Below are 19,532 nucleotides of genomic sequence, written 5' to 3' on the forward strand. Positions count from 1 at the left end.
CTGAGCCAGGATCAAACTCTCATGAAAGATTTTCATGAGCTTGATTGCTCATTAAAGTTTGCTGACTTATTTATAGTAGTTCTCACTACTTTTAACTGTTGGAATCAAATGATTCCATACACAATTTTTGGTTTGTCTTCTTTGTTCAGTTTTCAAAGGTCTATCTCGTTGCTTCATTAGCAACTCGTATATCATATCATCTTCATTCGATGTTTGTCAACAAAAAGTTTTTTGCTATTTTATACAAACGATGTCGTGTTGACGACTTGAATATCATATCACTTGACTTGAGGTCATATCAACAAGCAACTTTTACATAGTAACTCAAGTTTAAATCCAAGTCAATATTTATTTTTCAATAGTATTTAACGCACAATGTCGTCTCCGCTATTGGTTATTTATATTACCATCCTATTTCATCAAAGTCAATGGTTTAGAATTAAAAATATTTGACAAATTTTCCCTTCTCAACTTTTAAGTTAAGAAAAAAAGCCATGAAGTTCATCCACGACTTAATTTCTATCTATATTATTTCTTAGAAGTTTTTCTCTAACAAGTAAGAGAAATCTGTATCATCAATTTTTTCTACAAGTAAGACACCATCACCTAGAGGTAAGACAGAGGTTTTTAAATTTGGATGACCCACCACTTCCTCTAAAAGTAGGTTTAATTTTTTATGGATTTTACGCACTCGTTTTGGAATAGTGTCCAATTCATTAAAGACTGTACCACCTTGGAAGATATCGTCAATCATCAAGATGCCACCAACTTCTAGTCGGTCCATGATTAACGGGAAGAAGTCGAAGTATTTTGCTTTCGCTGAATCTAATAAGGCAAAGTCATATTTAGTTTCTAGAGTTGGCAATACATCTTTAGCGTCACCTTCATGGATAGTCACTTGGTCTGCTACACCTAATTTTTCAAAGTTAACTTTAGCAGCAGCAATCATTTTGTCATAACGATCGATGGTATCTAAGCTTCTTTCAGGATGGTCATAAACCATTAATGATCCAGAGAATCCGATGGCCATACCGATTTCTAGTATTTTCCTTGGTTGTTTAACACTTAATAGAAAATCTAAGAAAACTGCTGTTTCATGAGGGATTACTGGTACGCGGTTTTCATGAGCATAATCTTCTAATTCTTTTAGTGGTGTTGGAAAGTCATTTTGTCCAGTGCGCATGAAGTTTAATACACCTGCTTCTACTACTGGGCGGTCCATCATTTCATTTTGCACTATTTTTTCTTTCGTTTCATTTACTTGATTTGCTTGATTTGCTTCAGTCATATTTACTCCTTTAGTTGAAAAAAGTCCGGAAAGATTCCGAACTTTTTAATGCTATTTCTTTTCTTCTTCTACTTCTTCTTCAGCTAATTCATCGATATCTAACTTCTTAACTTGGATACCACGGATACGGCCATTTTCTACTGCAGTGGTCATTAGCTTATAATTTTCGATTCGGATCACTTCTTCCGCTCGGTCTTCAGGGAAGTAACCTAAAATTTCAATCATGTAACCTGCAATGGTATCTGACTCATCGGATTCTACGCTTGTTTTAAATAATTGGTTAAACTTATCGATTGGCATGATTCCATTGATGATGTAGGTAGTATCATTGATGCGTTTGTAAAGATGTGAAATTTCATCATACTCGTCTTCAATATCGCCGACGATTTCTTCGATTAAGTCTTCTAGGGTAACTAAACCAACTACACCATTATATTCATCTTTGATTATGGCCATGTGTTGGTGATTTTTCTTAAAGTCGAATAGTAAATCATCAATAAAGCTTGTTTCCGGTGCAAAGAAAGCTGGTTTAACAACGTTGGCAATTTCGATATTTTCAAAACCTACCTTACGCGCTTCACGTAAAATATCTTTTGTATGGATAATCCCAACAATGTTATCTTTATCATCTTTAAAGACTGGCACACGAGAATATTGTGAGCTTAAGATTTCATTTACGATTTCTTGGTTGTCATCTTCAATATCTACCATAAAGGTATCTGTACGAGGAGTCATTACCTCTCTAGCTAATTTGGTATCCAAGGATAATACACCTTGCATCATTTGGAACTCGTCACTATCAATTACACCTTCACGACGTGAGGAATTAATAATCCCTTGAATTTCTTCACGAGTAAATTGTTGGCTGTCTTCAGAAAACTCGAGTGGAGTGATTTTCTTCAATATATTTGTTGACGCTGTTAGCAACCATACGAAAGGTTTGAAGAATGTTTTTAACACCGAAATAATACCAGCTGATTGTCGTGCATACGATTCAGGCACTTGTAAAGCTAATTGTTTTGGATATAGCTCACCTAGTACTAATGTAAAGTATGACAAGATTAAGGTTACAGCTGCTGTAGCAATTGTCTCACCTGCTGGAATACCAGATAGATACGGTTCTAAATAAGAAACGAAGGTAGTAGACGCCGCTGCAGACGAGAAGAAACCAGCAAAAGTAATCCCTACTTGAATCGTTGATAAGAAATCATCAGAGTTTTCAAGAAGTTTTATTACTTTTTGGGATTTTACATCTCCTTCTTCTGCCATAGTTTCTAGTTTTGAATGGTTCACAGATACAAAGGCCATTTCAGCCCCTGCCAGGAAGGCATTCACCAATGTTAAAATAATAATTAATAATATCTGTCCACCTACGTTTGAGGACCCAGGATCTCCCATAATGTCGAATTCTCTCCTTTATTATATGTATGTACAATAATCTGATTTTAGTATACAACCCCTAGGTTTAAAAGGCAAGATTCAACTTATAAGTATGGTTAAAGATTGCGGATCTCATCCTGTTTCCAAGCATTTTTGATTAACTGTTTTGCAAGAATACAAAACCAAGAAAATTAAAAAAAATTGTAGAGAAAAAATATCCCTCATTTTTACAGATTCTAATTCTGTTAAATCAAAAAAGGCCCCACACGCATGCAGGTGTTTAAATATTTTAGAGATTCTTTTGATTATTGTATAGTTTTAGCTAGGTTAAAATCATTAGCATATATGTCAGCTGAAGCGTAACGCGTATCTTCGAAAACAGTGAATGAATCCACTTGGTCCACACCTTTGAATACTTGAGAACCTTGCGCTATTTTTTCTAATAAAATATCTAAGTTGAAGTCTTTATCATCGTAAGCTTTGATGTAATTTTGTACGTGAGGTACATCAGTTAAGGCGAATGGATGGTCCACTGGTACCTAAATTGTAGGGATTTCGCTTACGTAGAATTGAATATTCGACGTACTTTTAGATGCTGCCCATGCAAAACCTTGTACATTACCTGCAACAATTTTCGCAACCTTCTAACCTTACTATAATCTTTAGCATGATTTTGCCATTCTTATGTTATAATTGGGTCGAATATGAATATAATGAAAGAGCGAGGTCATACATATGAACATCCGGGAACTAAGTATCAAGCGGGAGGACGTTAAATATGTCACCGAGGCGAATACCTTACAAGAAGCCTTAGACATTATGAAAGAATATAATTTCCGGTCCCTGCCGATCTTAAGTCAGTCCGGAACGATGTATCGCGGAAACATTTACCGACAACACATTTACAAGAGACTTTTAAATGGCGAGTCTTTAGACGTATCGGTTACCCACCATTTAAAGAATGCAACGAAATACATCTATACCAATTCAACCCTTTTCCAAACCATCTTTGCCATTCGGGACCTACCTTATATCAGTGTCTTGAACGAAGACCATACCTTCTATGGCATCCTGACTCACCGTGCTTATGAGCGCGGTTTGTTCAAGGCTTGGTCTTTGGATGAGGACGGTTTTGTCTTAACGATTCAAGCAAACCAAGAAGACCAAGGTGCTTTAGCAGTCATTTCCCGTATTATCGGTCGCTTTGCTTCTATCAATACGGTGGTTACGACTGTTGATCCGAAAACTGACTTATCGAATATCATCATTTCATTAAAAGGTGACTGTTCACATCAATCGCTTGAGAAAATTATCTCAAGGATTGAACGGAAGAATTATAAGATTCTTTCTGTTGGTAATACTAAATCAATCGCCTTAAGCTAAGGTGTGCATTTAGACACAAGAAAACCTAGCCCTTTGACTACCGTAATGGCGTCAATGGACTAGGTTTTTCTTTGCTTATATAATGATTGTTTTTATTTTAAAGATTGCCTTGTAAAAATGGATTGGTCGCCTTTTCCTGACCAATTGTAGTAATTTCACCATGTCCTGGAAGAACTTGCAATTCATCCGGTAAGGTCAACAGATGACGCTTGATACCACTAATTAATGCATCTTTGTCACCGTGATCTAAGTCAGTTCGGCCAATCGTCCCTTTGAATAAGGTATCGCCAGCAACGACGAAGCCGTCTTCCTCAAAAATATATACAACGGATCCTGGGGAATGCCCTGGTACGTGTGCAGTTTTAAAAGTGAAGCCAGCAACGGATTGTTGCCCCATTTTGTCCCAATAATGGGTATGGGTTTTAGGTATTCTGGTTTGCTTGTCTTTCAACCAGTCGGCTTCGATGATATGTTGCCATACATCAATGTTATACCGCTCGCGAATGTCTTCTACGGCACCGATGTGATCGAAATGGGCGTGGGTCAAGAGAATCGCCACTGGATTTAACTGGTTTTCTGCGATCAGTTCTTCAATTGTTTCTGTTTGGTCCCCAGGATCAATGATCAGTGTATCCTTGTTGTCTTTGACGATAAAGTAAGGATGTTCTTGGACAGGTCCTACTGTTAATTGATATACATGCATCCGTTATCCCTCCACCTTTATTAGACGGTCACATAGTGTCTTTCTTTACATATTTTAGCAATCAACCCTCTAAAGGACAAACAATTACCCTTCCATCAATTTTCTGAAGTTTAGGCGTTTGTCTAAGTAGTAGAATAATGGTGCGGTGATCCCCATAATGATGATTTCACTTAAGAACGTAGTAAAGTATGTCAACCAGAATGGAAGTTGGATCACCCAGAATAATTCTAGCGCGATGATGAAGATCATGACTGAGAAGACCAGACTGAGGATGATCATGCGTTGTTTGGTGTCTTTAGCGAATCTGAATAGGTACTCGGCCACTAAGAATGATAGCAAAGTGTGCAGTGTCCCAAATACGATATCGTAAATACCTAGAGATGCCGAGAACATTAGGTTAGATAGGAAGACCCCCAATACGACGCCCCATTTATAGTCTTTGTGAAAAACGGCTAAGTGGTTCAAGCCCTCTGATACGCGGAATTGAATGGCGCCGAATCCTAAAGGTTGAACGAAATACATCAAAACGATGTAAATCGCGGTGATCATAGCTGAGTTCACCAGTTTTCTTGTTTTCATAAAAATGCCTCCTAGTTTTTTTCTGTTGGATGGTTGCGAACAACAGTTATAAAAATACAGTAACTTTGACAATAATACAAGATAGGAATAGCGCTATTTTGCCTATAAAAAAGCAGTGACTGACTTTTTTGTCAATCACTGCTTTTTGTTGTACTACCTATTCTTTACCTGAGTTTTCATCAGAATCTTGTTTAGTTGAAGGGTCTTTTGTTGCTTGGTTGACCTCTTCTTCGAATAAGTAACTTGATTCTTCTACATATTCTTCTCTTGATTCTACCTCTTCAACCACAATATTGTCGGTTTGTTGATCTTTTAATTTTGATCGTTTGATCAAACGCGGGTTTACCCGTTTAGACCAGAAACCGCCGTGGATATATTTGGCATCATAAGATAGGTAGAATGCTTTGGGGTCAATTTCATCAATAGTCCGGTGCAAATAGATTTCATTTGACCGCGGTGTCAGGATCGTTAAGATCAACCGGTCACCGTCACGGCCGTAACCTACTTGAATGGTTACCCCGTAGCCACGTTCACGTAAGGCGTTAGCTAGAGTATGGTCGTCATTTTGCACGTAAACTTCGACTACTGAGTAGCCCAGCGCGAGCTTGCTTTCAATCATCATCCCGCAATAAATCCCTACACCGAATCCTAATGCGTAGACGATTAGGTAAATTGGATTTGATAGGTATTGCATTACCATGGATAGCCCTAATGTATAAACCGTTACCTCTACAACGGCTATGATTGGCGCAATTTTTTGATAACCACGCATGGTCAATAGGGTCCGAATGGTATTCAACATGATGTATATCAAGTTGATGAGAAAGATTTGTAGTAGTAAGCTCCAATCCATAGACTCATCCTTTCATTTATTGCTAGATTATTTAGTTGATGACGGGTCTAATCGTTTCTCAATTAGTCCTAACAACCAGTCAGCTAGGATTGACATAAGTGAGATTGGAATAACTGCTGCGATGATGATTGATGTACCATCTGAAGCATTTACACCACGTTGCAAGACGTCACCAAGTCCACCGGCACCAACGAATGTACCGATTGTAGAAATCCCGATACCTGTAATAAAGGCATTACGGATACCACCCATGATCACTGAAAGTGCTAGTGGCAGTTCAACTTTATAAATCACTTGCCAAGGGGTCATCCCCATCCCTTTACCAACATCTACCATTGTATCATCTACACTGATAACACCGGTATAAGTATTTCGTAGAATTGGTAAGATTGAGTATAGGAAAATGGTAAATACAACCAAGTTAGGTCCTAGACCCATCACTAACATCACTACTGAAAGTAAAGCTAAGTTCGGCACAGTTTGAATAATATTGGCTAAACCTAAGATAAAGCCAGACGTTTTACGTTTGTGGGCGATAAAGAAACCTAATGGTACGGCCACCATGATTGCAAAGACTACCCCGTAAGAGGTCATCAATAGTTGGCGGAAGAATTGGGATAATAGGTACATCCCATTTTGCTGGAAGTAATAAACGATTTGCTCAAATAAGTTTAATTGTGTAACGTCCACCATTATTCTTCACCTCCTAAATTATCTTGCGACACTGGTTCAATAAAGGGTTCTGCATCTTCGAAATAGTTATTTTCTTCTAAAAAGCGTTCTGCCACGATTTGTGGTTCAAGTAAGTATTGGTCACTTTGGAAGTTTAGTTCTTGCATCGTTTCGTCAGAAATTGTATTAGCTAATTTTTGGAAGATACCATCCAATTCTGGAAACTCCTCGCGCGCTTCATTAGTTGCAACTGGTGCCCCATCATATGGTGGGAAAAGACGTTTATCATCCTCGAGTACAACTAAGTCTTCGGAAATAATTCGACCATCAGTAGAGTAACCTAATACAACGTCTACTTCACCAGAAGATACCGCTGAATAAACCAAACCGATTGTCATTGGGTATAATTCAGAAAATTCAAAGCCGTAAACTTCTTTGAAGGCATCGTAACCATCCCCTTCACGGTTTAACCAAGTATTATCTACCCCAACTGAAAATTCGTCAACGTACTCTTCTAGATCAGATACCGTTTCTAAACCATATTCTTCTGCATCTTCACGGCGAACCATGAAGGCATATGTGTTGGCAAAACCATAACCAGGTGTATACCAATGCATATCGAATTGCGACTCGAATTCTGATACAACTGTATCTAAGGCCACCTCTGGATCAGTTTCAGCTTCCAAACCTAATTCACCTGTTAGTGATGTCCCGGTATAGTTTACCGCTGATACATTGGCATCACCTGTTTCAAGCGCTTGATGGTTCATCGTTGATGACCCTAAATTAGGAATAATATTTGTTGGTGCATCCGTATAATGGTTAACCATACCTTCAACGATATGCCCTAAGATTAGACGTTCTGTTGTTGACCCAGAAACAATGGAAATCCCGTTTTCAGATGACCCACCTAATCCAGGTAATGAACAAGCTGTTAAAATAATTGTCGATAAGACAGCAACAATGGATGTCTTAAGATATTTCATTTTACGCAAGTGATTCATCTCCTTTCTTAGAAGAGGTTGTTGGTGTAACCCATTCCTCTATTCGTGCCATCACTAAATCAACAACGACCGCAAGGATGGTTACAGGAATCGTACCACCTAAAATTAAGTCTGGTCTAAATAGGTTCAATCCATTAAAAATCATGTCCCCTAGACCACCACCACCGATATAAGAAGCTAGTGTTGTCCATGCGATAACGTAAACAGTTGATAGACGGATACCGGCCATAATAACTGGTACCGCAAGTGGTAGTTGTACTTGGCGAATAATTTGCATTCGTTTCAACCCCATCCCTTTAGCGGCATCTAATAAGTCTGGGTTTACGTTTGACATCCCTAAGTATGTATTACGGAGAATCGGTAATAGCGAGTAGATAAATAAGGCGACAATTGCCGGCACCTTACCAACACCTAGGAAGGGAATCATTAAAGCTAAAAGCGCTAGCGTTGGAATTGTTTGCATAACTGACACAATAGAAATCACGACATTGGCTACCTTTGGTACTTGTGAAAGGAAGATACCTAAAGGTACAGCCACAATAACACCTAATCCTAAGGAAATCAGGGACATGTAAATATGCTCCCAAAGTAGGCGAATGACTTCACTACCTTGGCTGGCAATAAACTCTTGCATTATTTATCAGCTCCTTCAGTAGTCGCATCAACTGGGTGAACTGCTGGTGATTCTGCATTTTCAAATACGGGTTCATCAGTTAACTTGTCAATTTCTTCCTCGTCACCCCAAATTGAGTTGTAAACAAGGTTTACTAAGGCTGAACGTGTAACCAGTCCAGTCAAACGACCAGCACGGTCAACAACCGGCATGTTTGGAATACGCCCTTTTAGAATTTGTGTTGTTGTATCTTGCACTAAGGCATCTTCATATACTGGACGTAGATTTGTATGCATTACGTCAGCTACCGATAAGCTTGTGTTTGCACCACGTGAAACCACGTCATTTAATGTTAATAACCCTTTTAAGTGGTGGTCATCATCGATAACAAATAATGAATCGACATGGTTGTCACGCATGATGGTAATGGCTTTACCTAAAGACATACCTAAAGTAGCTGTTAACGGTGTAGTAATCATAATTTCTTTTACCGTAATGAAATCAGTTTGCGCTTGCATTAAGCGGTCTTCACCTAAGAAACCACGTACATGTTCATTAGCAGGGTTTCGTAAGATTTCATCTGGTGTATCATATTGAATCAAGTCACCTTCATGCCATACCGCAATACGGTCAGCTAAGTTTAGGGCTTCATCCATATCATGTGTTACGAATACGAAAGTTGAACCAAATTCTACTTGTAGTTCTTTTACCAATTCTTGTAATGCATCACGGGTAATTGGGTCTAAGGCACCAAATGGCTCATCCATCAAAACGATTTTTGGATTGGCTGCTAAGGCACGAATAACCCCGATACGTTGTTGTTGTCCACCTGATAACTCGCTTGGGTAGCGGTCTAAGTATTCTACAGGTAATTCAACACGGTTCATTAAACGTTCTGCGATATCTCTGTTCTTCTTCTCATCCCATTTTAGTAAGCGAGGTACCGTTACGATGTTGTCGTATACAGTCATATGTGGCATTAATCCTGTTTGTTGGATTACATAGCCAATTCCGCGGCGTAATTCTACTGGATCTTTTGAAGTTGTTGCTTCGCCGTCAATCAGAATTTCCCCGCTTGATGGATCGTGCATACGGTTAATCATCCGTAGCGCTGTTGTCTTACCAGAACCCGAAGTCCCAATGAAACATACAAACTCACCATCATCAATTGTCAAAGAGGCATCTTTTACAGCGGTTGTGCCCCCTGGATATACCTTTTCGACATTTTTGAATTCTATCATTACTTAATCCTCCTAATTTTTGCCTTTTTATAGAAAAAGTCTCTTTTAACTCTATCAAAATTTGAAAAGATGACCAAATATATATCGATTTATTGGACAAAAAGGCGACAAATCCACTTTTGTAAGAAGTTAACTTTACAATAACATTGTATAAGTTATAAGGAATTGTTCGCCTTTTTAATGACTAAAAATTGAATTTTTAAATATACAATTTTTGTATACTTGAAATGTAAAAATAGTGAAAACTGTTCTATCTAGTATTTATTATGCGAAAAGATGGTTGAGTTTCATCTTTTACTAGTTACGCTTCAATGATGACAGTTGCGGTCGCATAGTGGTCGGTATGGCTGATGGTGATATGAATCGGACTTGTGACCTTATTGCAAATAATGAGGGGTTTACGTTGGTCATCGTTAGAGACTTCAATATCGTGAAAATGCAGCTGACTTGAAATACCTGTTCCGTATGCTTTGGCGAAAGCTTCTTTGGCGGCCCAACGGCCAGCAATAAACTCTATCTGCCGTTTTTCATTATGAATCTCTTGATAAGTGCTCAGTTCTTGATCTGTGAGTAATTTACCGACAAAACGTGCGTTGTTGGCAATCGCCTCCTTAATCCGTGCAGTTTCAACTAAATCTGTTCCTAAACCAATAATCATGGGACCTCTTCCTATCATCTATTAAATAACTATTTACTTATATTTTAGCCTATTTATCACAAAACTGCACCTTTATGAGAAGCAAAAAAACAGGCAAATGAAGTTATTTAACCTCACTTACCTGTTTGATTGGGTCGAAAGTCTTTAAGGGTTTGAATGCGAGTCTTTTAAACCTTGCACTATCATCGGGCATCAAACGTCAGACTCGGTCGACACTTCACAAAATACGCTAAACACTTACAGTGCTTGTTCGGCTTTTGTTCCAGCACGTTACAAGTCTAAACGACTTTTGTAACAGCTTACTAACGAATTTTAAATTCTGCTGATTTGCCTTTTGATTGTTTGTTACCACCGTTTGATTTTTTACGGTCATAGTTGTTACGGTTTTTGTCTTTAGCGTTACCTTTGTAGCCACCTTTTCGGTCACCTTTGTAGCCGCCGCCTTTACCGTTACGGTCACGGTTTCCGCCACCATTGTTTTTGCGGTTTGACGCATTACGGTGGAAGTTACGTTTGTTACGATTTGGTAATGGACGTTCTGGTGTGATTTCTACTTTTACAGAAGAAGGATCTTTCACTAATGAACGAACTAATGCTAAGGCAATTTCGTCTTCAGTATAGTTTTCTGATAAGTAAGTAATCGCATCTTGGTACATGTCTGTATTGTCAACTTCAGTTAACTCTTTAACGATTTCAACTACATTTGCTAATTGGCCACGGAAGGCTTCTTGTGTCGTAGGTGGACGTAGGGCAGACATTTGTTTCTTGGTTAGATCTTCAATTGTACGTAAGTAAGACATTTCGTTACCTGTAACGAATGTTACTGACATACCTTCTTTACCAGCACGACCTGTACGACCAATACGGTGAACATATGATTCAGGGTCTTGTGGAATATCGAAGTTGTAAACATGTGTTACGCCTGAAATATCTAAACCACGTGCAGCAACGTCTGTCGCTACTAAGATATCTAATTTACCATTTTTGAAGTTACGTAAAACACCTAAACGTTTATCTTGGCTTAAGTCACCGTGGATACCTTCAGCTGAGTAACCGCGTTCAATTAATCCACGTGCCACTTCGTCAACGCGACGTTTTGTACGAGCGAAAACGATTGACAATTCAGGATTATGCACATCGATAAAACGTGTTAACAAGTCGAATTTTTCGTAGTCTTTGCAACGTGTGTAATATTGATCAATTAAGTCCGCAGTCATTTGTTTGGTTTTGATATGAACAGTTTCTGGGTCTTTCATGAAGTTATCCGCAATACGTTTGATTTCTTGCGGTACTGTTGCAGAGAAAAGTAGCGTTTGGCGTTCTGTTGGTAATTCACGAATAATAGATTCGATATCTTCAACAAAGCCCATTTTCAACATTTCGTCTGCTTCATCTAATACCAATGTTTCCACATTGTTTAATTTCAATACACCACGTTTGATAAGGTCTAAGATACGACCTGGTGTACCAATTACAACTGGTGGGTTTTTCTTCAATAATTTGATTTGGTGTCCGATTGACGCACCACCGTATACAGTTGTTGTGTGGATACCTTTAAATTTACCAAGGCGGTATAATTCTTCACCTGTTTGCACAGCTAATTCACGAGTTGGTTCAATAATTAGGGCTTGTACACCACCCGTTTCATGAACTTTTTCTAGTAATGGCAAACCAAAAGCGGCTGTTTTACCAGTACCTGTTTGGGCTTGTCCAAAGACATCTTTCCCCTCAAGTGCCATTGGAATCGTTTGTGCTTGGATGGGTGTTGCTTCCTCAAAACCCATCTCTTCGATCGCGCGAAGCAGTGGCTTTGATAGATTCATTTCATTAAATTTCATCTAGTCTCTCCTTTTTCTACTTGAGTGAACTATTTATCTCTGTGAAAAAGCTTTCCACATAACAAAAATAGCCGAGTATGCCAAATGCATCAGGCTCGACTATTTCCAACTGATATTGATTACTTTAGTAGCAGAATCTCCGCTACTCCTCTAAACATACTCAAGCTAGGATACTATAGCACATCTAAAGGCGAGGTACAAACGAAAAGCACAAATCTCACTAGAGTTTAATATTAGTGGTGAAGGGGCTTAAGGTTTATTATTCTTCAGGTGAAGCGATTCTTAAAGCTTCCACCACCTCAATTAAGCCCATCCCATTACTTGCCTTCACTAAGACCTTGTCCTCTGGCTGCAAAATGGCTTTAACTTGTTCAATCAAGGCTTCCTTGTCTGACTCAATATAGGTAATTAAATCTGGATGCATCCCCTTTTCGAGCAAAGCATCCACTAGGGGTTTGATGCGCGGTCCATATAAAAAGACATGCTTGAAGGTATTCAAACCAATCACAGTAGCAATCTCTTTATGCAATTCATCAGAGAAAGCACCCAGTTCTAACATGTCTCCCAAGACTAAAATCTTTTGAGACATGCCTTTTGAAGCAATTGCTGAGAAGTTGCGGATGACAGCTTTCATGGCTGAAGGGCTGGCATTGTAGGTATCGTTCAAGATTTGCGTATCTAAAATGCCTCGCTCCCACGAACCACGATCAGGCGTAATTGAAAACTCAGCTAAATTAGGACGAACTTGCTCCAGTGATAAACCAAATGAGTAAGCAACCCCTAAGGCATATAAGGCGTTCTGTACATTATAGCCACCTGATAAAGGAATTTCCATTTTTAATTCAGGTGACAAATTGGTATAGAAGGTCGATTGGAATTGGTCCATCATCACATCAAAAGCGAAGATATCTTGATCATCATTTAAGCCTACTGTTAAAGTCGATTGCTTTAAATCGGTTGGCATTTGGTCGACAATTAAAGGCTCGTCCCCTGGATAAATAAACGTCCCTTCTTCTTTCAAGCCATCTAAGATTTCCAACTTAGCCTTGGCAATATTTTCCCGTGACCCTAGGAATTCGATATGGTTTTCCCCAATCATTGTAATGACCACAACATCCGGTTCCGCCAATTTACTCAAGAAGGAAATTTCACCAGCACCTGACATACCCATTTCTAGGACAATAACGTCTGTATCTTCTGGCATATCTAGGATGGTTTTAGGTAAACCAATATCATTGTTGTAATTTCCGTTTGTCTTGTGGACTTTCAAGGCCGTCGATAGGGCTTCTGCCGTCATATCTTTGGTAGTTGTCTTCCCAGAAGAACCGGTAATCCCAACCACTTTGGGCTTAATCCACCCTAGGTATGCCTTGGCAAACGCCTGCATAGCAACCAGGGTATCTTCTACTTGAATAATTGGAAAACCAACAGGCGCTTCATTGGGGTCGTTGGACCATAAGGCCGCAACCGCCCCGTTCTCAATGGCTTTATCAATATAAGAATGGCCATCTGTCGCACCTTTCAAGGGTACAAACAGGGCACCTGGGGTAATTAATCGTGAATCGAATTCGACTGAATCAATTTCTGTAAACCGAGCTGTTGATGTGAAATCAATGGCCTCAACAGCTTTTACGATATCTTTAATTTGTGTGGGTTTCATACTTGCCTCTCTAACTATTAAAGGTCGCTCATTCTTGCATCCAGCGCCTTAGCTGTAATCGCTTCTGTGATTTAGTAACTATTTAGACTACTTATTTAAGGTATCCTATCAGACTTGCTACAGTGACTAGAGTGACTGCTGAATACTTTGTTTCTTATTATAGCGACTTAATCCTAATTGAATCAATTCTTCTAATAAATCAGCGTAAGATTTGCCGCTCGCTTCCCATAAAGCTGGGTACATCGAGAATTGGGTGAAGCCTGGTAAGGTGTTGACCTCATTAATATAAATTTCACCAGTTTCAGTTAGGAAAAAGTCCGCCCGCGATAAACCTGACCCGTCTAAGGCTAGGAAAGCCTTACGTGCATAGTCTTGCAATTTCGCCACCGTTGGCTCGTCAATCGCTGCCGGAATGATCATCTCAGTGGTATTTTTCAAGTATTTCTCTTCATAGTTGTAGAAACCTTGCCCTTTTGCTAATTCACCAGGTACTGAAACGAAAACTTCGTCGTTCCCCAAGACTGCCAGTTCCACTTCACGCGGATTTTGAACGCTGGTTTCAACTAAAACACGGCGGTCATAACGGAAAGCTAAGGTTAAGGCTGCTAATAATGAAGCATCATCATTCGCTTCAGATATCCCAACGCTTGACCCCATATTAGCTGGTTTCACAAATACTGGGTAGGCCAGTTCACTGGTTACTTTTTCAATAGCTACTTCCTGGTTTTTCTCCCATTCATATGAAGTTAAGGTCACAAATGGCACTTGCGGTAAGCCCGCTTGGTTGAACAAGTGTTTTGAGACAATCTTATCCATACCAGCTGCCGACGCTAAGACGCCTGCACCAACGTAAGCCACGTTTAAACTCTCGAATAAACCTTGAATGGTCCCGTCTTCCCCGTTTGGTCCGTGTAGTGCTGGGAAAACAATTTGGTCAGCGCCTTCTAGCAAAACATCAGTAGGCACGATCGCTTGGCCCACTTGGTCTAGCTGAAAGTTTACTTGCGCATCTGGTTTTTCTGTCATGTTGGTACCTTTAAACCAGTGGCCTTGGCGGTCAATATATACCGGTGTTACGCTATGGCGATCGTATTGAATATTTTGCATGATGGCTGTTGCAGTTAAGATAGAAATATCATGCTCCGCACTTTTTCCACCGAATAAAACGATAATTTCCATGAAAATTCCTCCGTCAATTGTCTGTCGTATTAAAATCTATCAGTTTTTTATGCTTGGAAGTCCCAAGTTTCTGTTGTTAAATCATAGGTGAGTCTGCCAAATAATAAATGCAAGGCCTTGTCTGTTTCAACAAAACGCGGGTTATCTTCAGCGAGGTATACGCGAAATTCACGTTTGTTGGCGCCGACATGATCAGCCCCTTCAAAGGTAATCACGATACCGTCGTGACTTAACCGTGCTAGATGACCCAAAATTGGCTTGGTCGGTATGGGGACTGGCTTGACTGTTTTTATTACCGTCTTCTTACGGAATAAAAACATGGGCTTTTGCTCCTGTAAGTCTTCAGTCACTTTCTCAGCTAAGACGTAGCCTAGTTGTCTGAAGAAGTCATGAATGTCTCGGTAGTACATTTTAGTTGTTGGGTATGAATTGGGATAGGTTGAACCAAAAAAGGTAAATCGGTTACCCAACTTATAAAAAGTCGGCTGGTTCAACGGTGCATCCGTATGGCCTAAAAATAAGAGCTCCGCAATTTCCTGGTCAGATAGCTGCTGGAATAGGGATTCATATTTAAAATCAATCCATTTGGTATGGGATTGGACTTCGTTAGCTTGGCCATCAATAAATTCTCTCACAGCCTCGTGTCCGCTCACTATATGGAAACGGGTAAATTCATCAAAACGACCTAAATGGTTTGGATTCTTGATGAGTAACAAGTTATTTGGTACTGTATTTACCGCACTTGTAAAATATTTCAAACCCACACCTAATGATTGTACCTGATTCGAGATAGGGTTTGTAAAAATGTATATATAGTCATTTGTCACAGCTGTGCACCTCTTATTCCAGTAAATATTTTATCAAATTACGTTTCAAAACACTATCTTTCGTCAGATAAAAGCTTTAAAATACCAATGATTGATAGTCAAATCTTTAAGGAGGCTTTTCAACATGCACTTGATTGCATCTCCATTGCAAAAACAATTTTACACTTATTTACCTAAATCACCAATATATAAACAGTATTCTGTCGCAGATTTACCAATTTCTTATCATAATCTGGTCAACCAACAAAATGGCGGCTATACCTCACACAGTTACGTGGCAAGCAAACGGCCAAGTCGAGACGCGCTTACCGCCGTCTACATTCCTTATATCGCTGGTATGTACGAACAGAAACCAGGCGCCGATTACCACATCCCGTCCATCACTAGGCAAAATGACTTCGTCCACCGACCTAATATTCCAGATACAGGGATGATCTTTTACGAAGACCACGACCGCGTCGCCTATTTCGACTTTAGTCAAGTCAGCGACAAAGGCGAACCGGCCATTGCCTATATGGATGTCGGTTTAGGCCAAGTCAGCATTTTAGCGCCCGACTTCGCTAGCTTTTTAGACTTATTCGAACACCGGTTTTTAGGACTACCAGCACCAACATTAGTCTCCTATCACCGGGTGAATGCAGCCATCTTACAAGCCAATTCATTCGAGGAAATTGCCGATCTACTCGCAGACTACGGCCAACTTTTAGGGCAAGAATGGCAAAATGACTGGCAAAACTTGCTGGCTCATTTCGGTACAAAATCCTTCGACCAATTCCAAACAGCCTTGAACACATACAGCCAAGGCCACAAATCAATTTTATCCTTATAGGACGCTATTCAAAAAAACGGCTAACCCTTTCAACTGGGCTAGCCGTTTTTTGTTTCTATTATCTTATCATTATTGGTATGTACTATTGAAATAATGATTGCACTTCAGCTGGCGCCTCTCCGAAAGCCACTGTTTCGGTTAAATTCCCTTGGACAATCCACCGTTGGGTCAAATCAGCTGTACACGTCATCAAGGTGATAATAGGATCACCCGTCATTTCTTGCGAAATATATTGCACTTGATCAGGATTCACTGCTTCAACGAAGAAAGTCTCGTATACGTAAACGTTGGTCAAATCTGTCAGGTAAATTTTATCCCCAACCGTCACTGAATCCGAAATGTTATTCAGTAAGATATCTGTCCCGTAGCCGATATGGTGGCTAGTCAAGGTATAATTCCCTTGGCCCATAACTTGGTCTGGAAACATGGTCCCTGCACCCGACACCATAGCCGCATCAGACATGCCTTTAATGACCGCGGTATTTAAATTGGCATTAGGGATAGCGACAGCACCCAAAATATCCAAGTCTGCATTTCCAGATTCAATATCTGACCGCACTTGGTTGACTTCTGCCGCCGACACATTGCGGACCTCATTGAAATCAAACTGGCCATTTGACTGGTCCGACGCATTTTCTTGTAACTCTTCTGCCGTATAATTTGCTACCGCCACATCCTGCTGGTTTAAATACGCCTGAACCACTGGCCAAGCTTGGCTGACCATAATGACTATCCCAATCCCCAATAATATCAGTCCTAAAAACCGGCGAAAGCCCAATCTTCTCATCACTAGACACCTACTTCCAATTCACATTAAGCTCTAGACTCATTATCCCACATTTTACAACCATCCGCTATCCAAGCCTTTATCATAAATTCCATCCACAGACAGAATTTTGACTTTCCAACAACTTATTCACACCATTTGAAAAATACCACCCTTATTTATCAAGTTTTCAACTGTTTTTGCACAAGTTTCCCACAACTTGTTGATAAGTATTCAGACGTTTACACAGATTTTACACAAAAATACCCCCATTTACCCACATACTTATCCACAAATCCACAGACTCATACACAAAATGCAGAAAAAAGGACACTTTTACCTTACAAAGTGTCCTTTTTCCTATTATACTGTGGATGAAGGTGGTTTTAACCACACATATCCACTGAGTCATGAAACTTATCCCCATTTTGAAAATACTTGTACTATCGGGTTCCAAAAGTCAGCATTATCCGACACTTCCCAAAATACGCCAATTACTTGCAGTAATTGTTTGGCTTTTGGTCCAGCGCGTCAATTCTTAGCGACTTTTGTCACATCTCTTATGTTAAATACTGTATTCACCAATCCGGTTCCAATTCTTGTCATGTAAAATTATGCGAGCAGGTACCCCAACGGCCGTCGCATAGGGTGGCACATCATGAATCACAACTGCATTGGCCCCGACTTTGGCATGGTGGCCAATTGTGACATTACCTAAAACAGTGGCGTTAGCACCCACTTCAGCGTCATGTTGGATGGTCGGATGGCGTTTTGCCCCTTTGTCATTGCCAGTCCCACCTAAAGTGACCCCGTGGTACAACTTGACCCGGTCGCCAACAATAGCTGTTTCCCCAATGACAACGCCCATGCCGTGGTCGATAAAGACGTTTTCCCCAATTTGGGCACCAGGATGGATTTCAATCCCCGTGTCCTTTCGGGTGGCTTCTGCCATTTTCCGGGCACCATAATAGTCTTCTTGTAAATACAAGTCCCGCTCGGCGATATGGCGGACCACTGCCTGAAAACCTGGATATAGAAAGACTTCTTCTAAGGAATGGGGCGCTGGATCATGGTCATAGATATATTGAGCGAAGTCGCGGTGGGCTTCGTTTAATTCATCACTCAGCATGCCCATCACCGAATTGGCCGGTTGATAGGTAACGTTCACCTGAATCTGGTAATACGGTGACAACAACCTTACCTTTACCTAACTCTTTAGCGAGTGCTTTCGCCGCTACATAGTTAGCACCTGAAGAGAAACCAGCGAAAATTCCTTGAGAAGTCGCCAATTCTTTGGCTGCCGCAATCGCATCTTCATTTGAAACAGTCGCTACTTTGTCTAAAATAGATTGATCTAAGACTTTAGGAATAAAGTTGGCACCTAATCCTTGAATCTTATGAGGGCCTGCCTTACCTTCAGTTAATAGCGGTGAATCACTTGGCTCACCACCCCAAATAACAGTAGCTGGATTCTTCTCTTTTAAGACATGACCAACACCTGAAACCGTACCACCAGTACCGATACCAACCACAAAGCCGTCAACATTCGGTAAGTCAGCTAAGATTTCTTTGGCAGTTGTTTCCTCGTGGGCAGTCACATTGGCTCCGTTTGTAAATTGACCAAAGACCACACCATTACGTTCAGCCGCAACTTTTTCAGCGGTTTCACCAGCCAATGCCATACCACCAGATTTATCTGTCAAAATCAGTTCCGCACCGTAAGCTTGGATCAATTGACGACGCTCGATACTCATTGATTCTGGCATCACAATCACGACATTAATGCCTAAAGCCGCACCAACCATAGCTAATCCAACACCCGTATTACCAGAAGTTGATTCAACAATCGTTCCGCCAACTGATACTTTGCCTGAATCCAACAAGTCTTGGACAATGTATTTTACTGGACGGTCTTTTACCGAACCTGATGGATTATTCTTCTCTAACTTAACATAGATATCGGCAGAATCTGCATCTAAACCATTAATTTTGACCAAGGGTGTATAACCAATCGCGTCTACAATATTTTCAAATAACATAAAATTCCTCCATATATAAA

General features: G+C 40.1%; 20 protein-coding genes. 2 read left to right on the forward strand and 18 right to left on the reverse strand.

The genetic code is table 11. The features are described from left to right. Positions 1 to 535: 535 nt before the first annotated feature. The 3 genes from ACFW0C_RS02885 to ACFW0C_RS02895 form a co-directional block, all read right to left on the reverse strand. Positions 536 to 1,288, reverse strand: a complete 753-nt coding sequence (locus ACFW0C_RS02885) for an O-methyltransferase (RefSeq protein WP_378105239.1) — start codon at positions 1,286 to 1,288, stop codon at positions 536 to 538. A 51-nt stretch (positions 1,289 to 1,339) separates the two neighbouring features. After that, complete coding sequence (locus ACFW0C_RS02890) at positions 1,340 to 2,686, reverse strand: hemolysin family protein (protein ID WP_378105240.1); 1,347 nt, start codon at positions 2,684 to 2,686, stop codon at positions 1,340 to 1,342. Positions 2,687 to 2,973: 287 nt separating this feature from the next. After that, a complete protein-coding gene (locus ACFW0C_RS02895) occupies positions 2,974 to 3,201 on the reverse strand; it encodes a hypothetical protein (RefSeq protein ID WP_378105243.1) in 228 nt (75 codons plus the stop codon). A 202-nt stretch (positions 3,202 to 3,403) separates the two neighbouring features. On the opposite strand from ACFW0C_RS02895, the gene cbpA reads away from it, so the two are divergent. Beyond that, positions 3,404 to 4,051, forward strand: a complete 648-nt coding sequence (cbpA, locus tag ACFW0C_RS02900; protein WP_338192338.1) for a cyclic di-AMP binding protein CbpA — start codon at positions 3,404 to 3,406, stop codon at positions 4,049 to 4,051. A gap of 97 nt (positions 4,052 to 4,148) precedes the next feature. On the opposite strand, the gene ACFW0C_RS02905 is transcribed toward cbpA, so the two are convergent. The 12 genes from ACFW0C_RS02905 to ACFW0C_RS02960 all read right to left on the reverse strand — a co-directional run bounded on the left by ACFW0C_RS02905 (position 4,149) and on the right by ACFW0C_RS02960 (position 15,815). Next, complete coding sequence (locus tag ACFW0C_RS02905) at positions 4,149 to 4,754, reverse strand: MBL fold metallo-hydrolase (RefSeq protein ID WP_378105246.1); 606 nt, start codon at positions 4,752 to 4,754, stop codon at positions 4,149 to 4,151. 84 nt (positions 4,755 to 4,838) lie between these two features. After that, positions 4,839 to 5,333 carry a QueT transporter family protein gene (locus ACFW0C_RS02910; RefSeq protein WP_378105247.1) on the reverse strand — a complete coding sequence of 165 codons (495 nt, stop codon included), beginning with the start codon at positions 5,331 to 5,333 and terminating at the stop codon, positions 4,839 to 4,841. A 157-nt stretch (positions 5,334 to 5,490) separates the two neighbouring features. Next, the gene (locus tag ACFW0C_RS02915; protein ID WP_378105249.1) at positions 5,491 to 6,186 is read right to left on the reverse strand and encodes a DUF2179 domain-containing protein; all 696 of its coding nucleotides are present in this window, start codon (positions 6,184 to 6,186) and stop codon (positions 5,491 to 5,493) included. A 27-nt stretch (positions 6,187 to 6,213) separates the two neighbouring features. Then, positions 6,214 to 6,879, reverse strand: a complete 666-nt coding sequence (locus tag ACFW0C_RS02920) for an ABC transporter permease (RefSeq protein ID WP_378105252.1) — start codon at positions 6,877 to 6,879, stop codon at positions 6,214 to 6,216. Beyond that, positions 6,879 to 7,862 carry an osmoprotectant ABC transporter substrate-binding protein gene (locus ACFW0C_RS02925; protein WP_378105255.1) on the reverse strand — a complete coding sequence of 328 codons (984 nt, stop codon included), beginning with the start codon at positions 7,860 to 7,862 and terminating at the stop codon, positions 6,879 to 6,881. The genes ACFW0C_RS02920 and ACFW0C_RS02925 overlap by 1 nt, the downstream gene beginning before the upstream one ends. Then, the gene (locus tag ACFW0C_RS02930; protein ID WP_378105257.1) at positions 7,846 to 8,496 is read right to left on the reverse strand and encodes an ABC transporter permease; all 651 of its coding nucleotides are present in this window, start codon (positions 8,494 to 8,496) and stop codon (positions 7,846 to 7,848) included. Before ACFW0C_RS02930 ends, ACFW0C_RS02925 begins: the two co-directional genes overlap by 17 nt. Further along, on the reverse strand, positions 8,496 to 9,716 hold the full coding sequence (locus ACFW0C_RS02935) for an ABC transporter ATP-binding protein (RefSeq protein ID WP_378105259.1): 1,221 nt from the start codon (positions 9,714 to 9,716) through the stop codon (positions 8,496 to 8,498). The genes ACFW0C_RS02930 and ACFW0C_RS02935 overlap by 1 nt, the downstream gene beginning before the upstream one ends. A 301-nt stretch (positions 9,717 to 10,017) precedes the next feature. Further along, complete coding sequence (gene acpS / locus ACFW0C_RS02940) at positions 10,018 to 10,392, reverse strand: holo-ACP synthase (protein WP_290490655.1); 375 nt, start codon at positions 10,390 to 10,392, stop codon at positions 10,018 to 10,020. 284 nt (positions 10,393 to 10,676) lie between these two features. After that, positions 10,677 to 12,212: a DEAD/DEAH box helicase gene (locus tag ACFW0C_RS02945; RefSeq protein ID WP_378105260.1), complete on the reverse strand. Its 1,536-nt coding sequence runs from the start codon at positions 12,210 to 12,212 to the stop codon at positions 10,677 to 10,679. 259 nt (positions 12,213 to 12,471) lie between these two features. Then, complete coding sequence (gene murF, locus ACFW0C_RS02950) at positions 12,472 to 13,872, reverse strand: UDP-N-acetylmuramoyl-tripeptide--D-alanyl-D-alanine ligase (RefSeq protein ID WP_378105261.1); 1,401 nt, start codon at positions 13,870 to 13,872, stop codon at positions 12,472 to 12,474. Positions 13,873 to 13,998: 126 nt separating this feature from the next. Then, the gene (locus ACFW0C_RS02955) at positions 13,999 to 15,051 is read right to left on the reverse strand and encodes a D-alanine--D-alanine ligase (protein WP_378105263.1); all 1,053 of its coding nucleotides are present in this window, start codon (positions 15,049 to 15,051) and stop codon (positions 13,999 to 14,001) included. 47 nt (positions 15,052 to 15,098) lie between these two features. Further along, complete coding sequence (locus ACFW0C_RS02960; protein ID WP_378105579.1) at positions 15,099 to 15,815, reverse strand: hypothetical protein; 717 nt, start codon at positions 15,813 to 15,815, stop codon at positions 15,099 to 15,101. 187 nt (positions 15,816 to 16,002) lie between these two features. On the opposite strand from ACFW0C_RS02960, the gene ACFW0C_RS02965 reads away from it, so the two are divergent. Next, positions 16,003 to 16,707: a hypothetical protein gene (locus ACFW0C_RS02965; protein ID WP_378105264.1), complete on the forward strand. Its 705-nt coding sequence runs from the start codon at positions 16,003 to 16,005 to the stop codon at positions 16,705 to 16,707. Positions 16,708 to 16,789: 82 nt separating this feature from the next. Here the strand turns inward: ACFW0C_RS02965 and ACFW0C_RS02970 are convergent, their stop codons facing one another. From ACFW0C_RS02970 to cysK, 3 genes are all read right to left on the reverse strand, one after another. Then, positions 16,790 to 17,494: a class A sortase gene (locus tag ACFW0C_RS02970; RefSeq protein WP_378105266.1), complete on the reverse strand. Its 705-nt coding sequence runs from the start codon at positions 17,492 to 17,494 to the stop codon at positions 16,790 to 16,792. Positions 17,495 to 18,038: 544 nt separating this feature from the next. Beyond that, entirely contained in the window at positions 18,039 to 18,602 is a 564-nt protein-coding gene (epsC, locus tag ACFW0C_RS02975) for a serine O-acetyltransferase EpsC (protein ID WP_378105581.1), read from the reverse strand. Further along, on the reverse strand, positions 18,592 to 19,512 hold the full coding sequence (gene cysK / locus ACFW0C_RS02980) for a cysteine synthase A (protein WP_378105269.1): 921 nt from the start codon (positions 19,510 to 19,512) through the stop codon (positions 18,592 to 18,594). The genes epsC and cysK overlap by 11 nt, the downstream gene beginning before the upstream one ends. Between the last annotated feature and the right edge of the window lie 20 nt (positions 19,513 to 19,532).

The organism is Aerococcus sp. NPDC058936 (assembly GCF_042741995.1).
In the GTDB taxonomy this organism is placed as follows: Bacteria; Bacillota; Bacilli; order Lactobacillales; family Aerococcaceae; genus Aerococcus.

Excerpts from the sequence above, each read along its gene's own strand:
- ACFW0C_RS02885 (WP_378105239.1), bottom strand. The coding sequence starts at position 1,288 with ATGACTGAAGCAAATCAAGCAAATCAAGTAAATGAAACGAAAGAAAAA.
- ACFW0C_RS02890 (WP_378105240.1), bottom strand. The coding sequence starts at position 2,686 with ATGGGAGATCCTGGGTCCTCAAACGTAGGTGGACAGATATTATTAATT.
- cbpA (WP_338192338.1), top strand. The coding sequence starts at position 3,404 with ATGAACATCCGGGAACTAAGTATCAAGCGGGAGGACGTTAAATATGTC.
- ACFW0C_RS02905 (WP_378105246.1), bottom strand. The coding sequence starts at position 4,754 with ATGCATGTATATCAATTAACAGTAGGACCTGTCCAAGAACATCCTTAC.
- ACFW0C_RS02910 (WP_378105247.1), bottom strand. The coding sequence starts at position 5,333 with ATGAAAACAAGAAAACTGGTGAACTCAGCTATGATCACCGCGATTTAC.
- ACFW0C_RS02915 (WP_378105249.1), bottom strand. The coding sequence starts at position 6,186 with ATGGATTGGAGCTTACTACTACAAATCTTTCTCATCAACTTGATATAC.
- ACFW0C_RS02920 (WP_378105252.1), bottom strand. The coding sequence starts at position 6,879 with ATGGTGGACGTTACACAATTAAACTTATTTGAGCAAATCGTTTATTAC.
- ACFW0C_RS02925 (WP_378105255.1), bottom strand. The coding sequence starts at position 7,862 with ATGAATCACTTGCGTAAAATGAAATATCTTAAGACATCCATTGTTGCT.
- ACFW0C_RS02930 (WP_378105257.1), bottom strand. The coding sequence starts at position 8,496 with ATGCAAGAGTTTATTGCCAGCCAAGGTAGTGAAGTCATTCGCCTACTT.
- ACFW0C_RS02935 (WP_378105259.1), bottom strand. The coding sequence starts at position 9,716 with ATGATAGAATTCAAAAATGTCGAAAAGGTATATCCAGGGGGCACAACC.
- acpS (WP_290490655.1), bottom strand. The coding sequence starts at position 10,392 with ATGATAGGAAGAGGTCCCATGATTATTGGTTTAGGAACAGATTTAGTT.
- ACFW0C_RS02945 (WP_378105260.1), bottom strand. The coding sequence starts at position 12,212 with ATGAAATTTAATGAAATGAATCTATCAAAGCCACTGCTTCGCGCGATC.
- murF (WP_378105261.1), bottom strand. The coding sequence starts at position 13,872 with ATGAAACCCACACAAATTAAAGATATCGTAAAAGCTGTTGAGGCCATT.
- ACFW0C_RS02955 (WP_378105263.1), bottom strand. The coding sequence starts at position 15,051 with ATGGAAATTATCGTTTTATTCGGTGGAAAAAGTGCGGAGCATGATATT.
- ACFW0C_RS02965 (WP_378105264.1), top strand. The coding sequence starts at position 16,003 with ATGCACTTGATTGCATCTCCATTGCAAAAACAATTTTACACTTATTTA.
- ACFW0C_RS02970 (WP_378105266.1), bottom strand. The coding sequence starts at position 17,494 with ATGAGAAGATTGGGCTTTCGCCGGTTTTTAGGACTGATATTATTGGGG.
- epsC (WP_378105581.1), bottom strand. The coding sequence starts at position 18,602 with ATGCTGAGTGATGAATTAAACGAAGCCCACCGCGACTTCGCTCAATAT.
- cysK (WP_378105269.1), bottom strand. The coding sequence starts at position 19,512 with ATGTTATTTGAAAATATTGTAGACGCGATTGGTTATACACCCTTGGTC.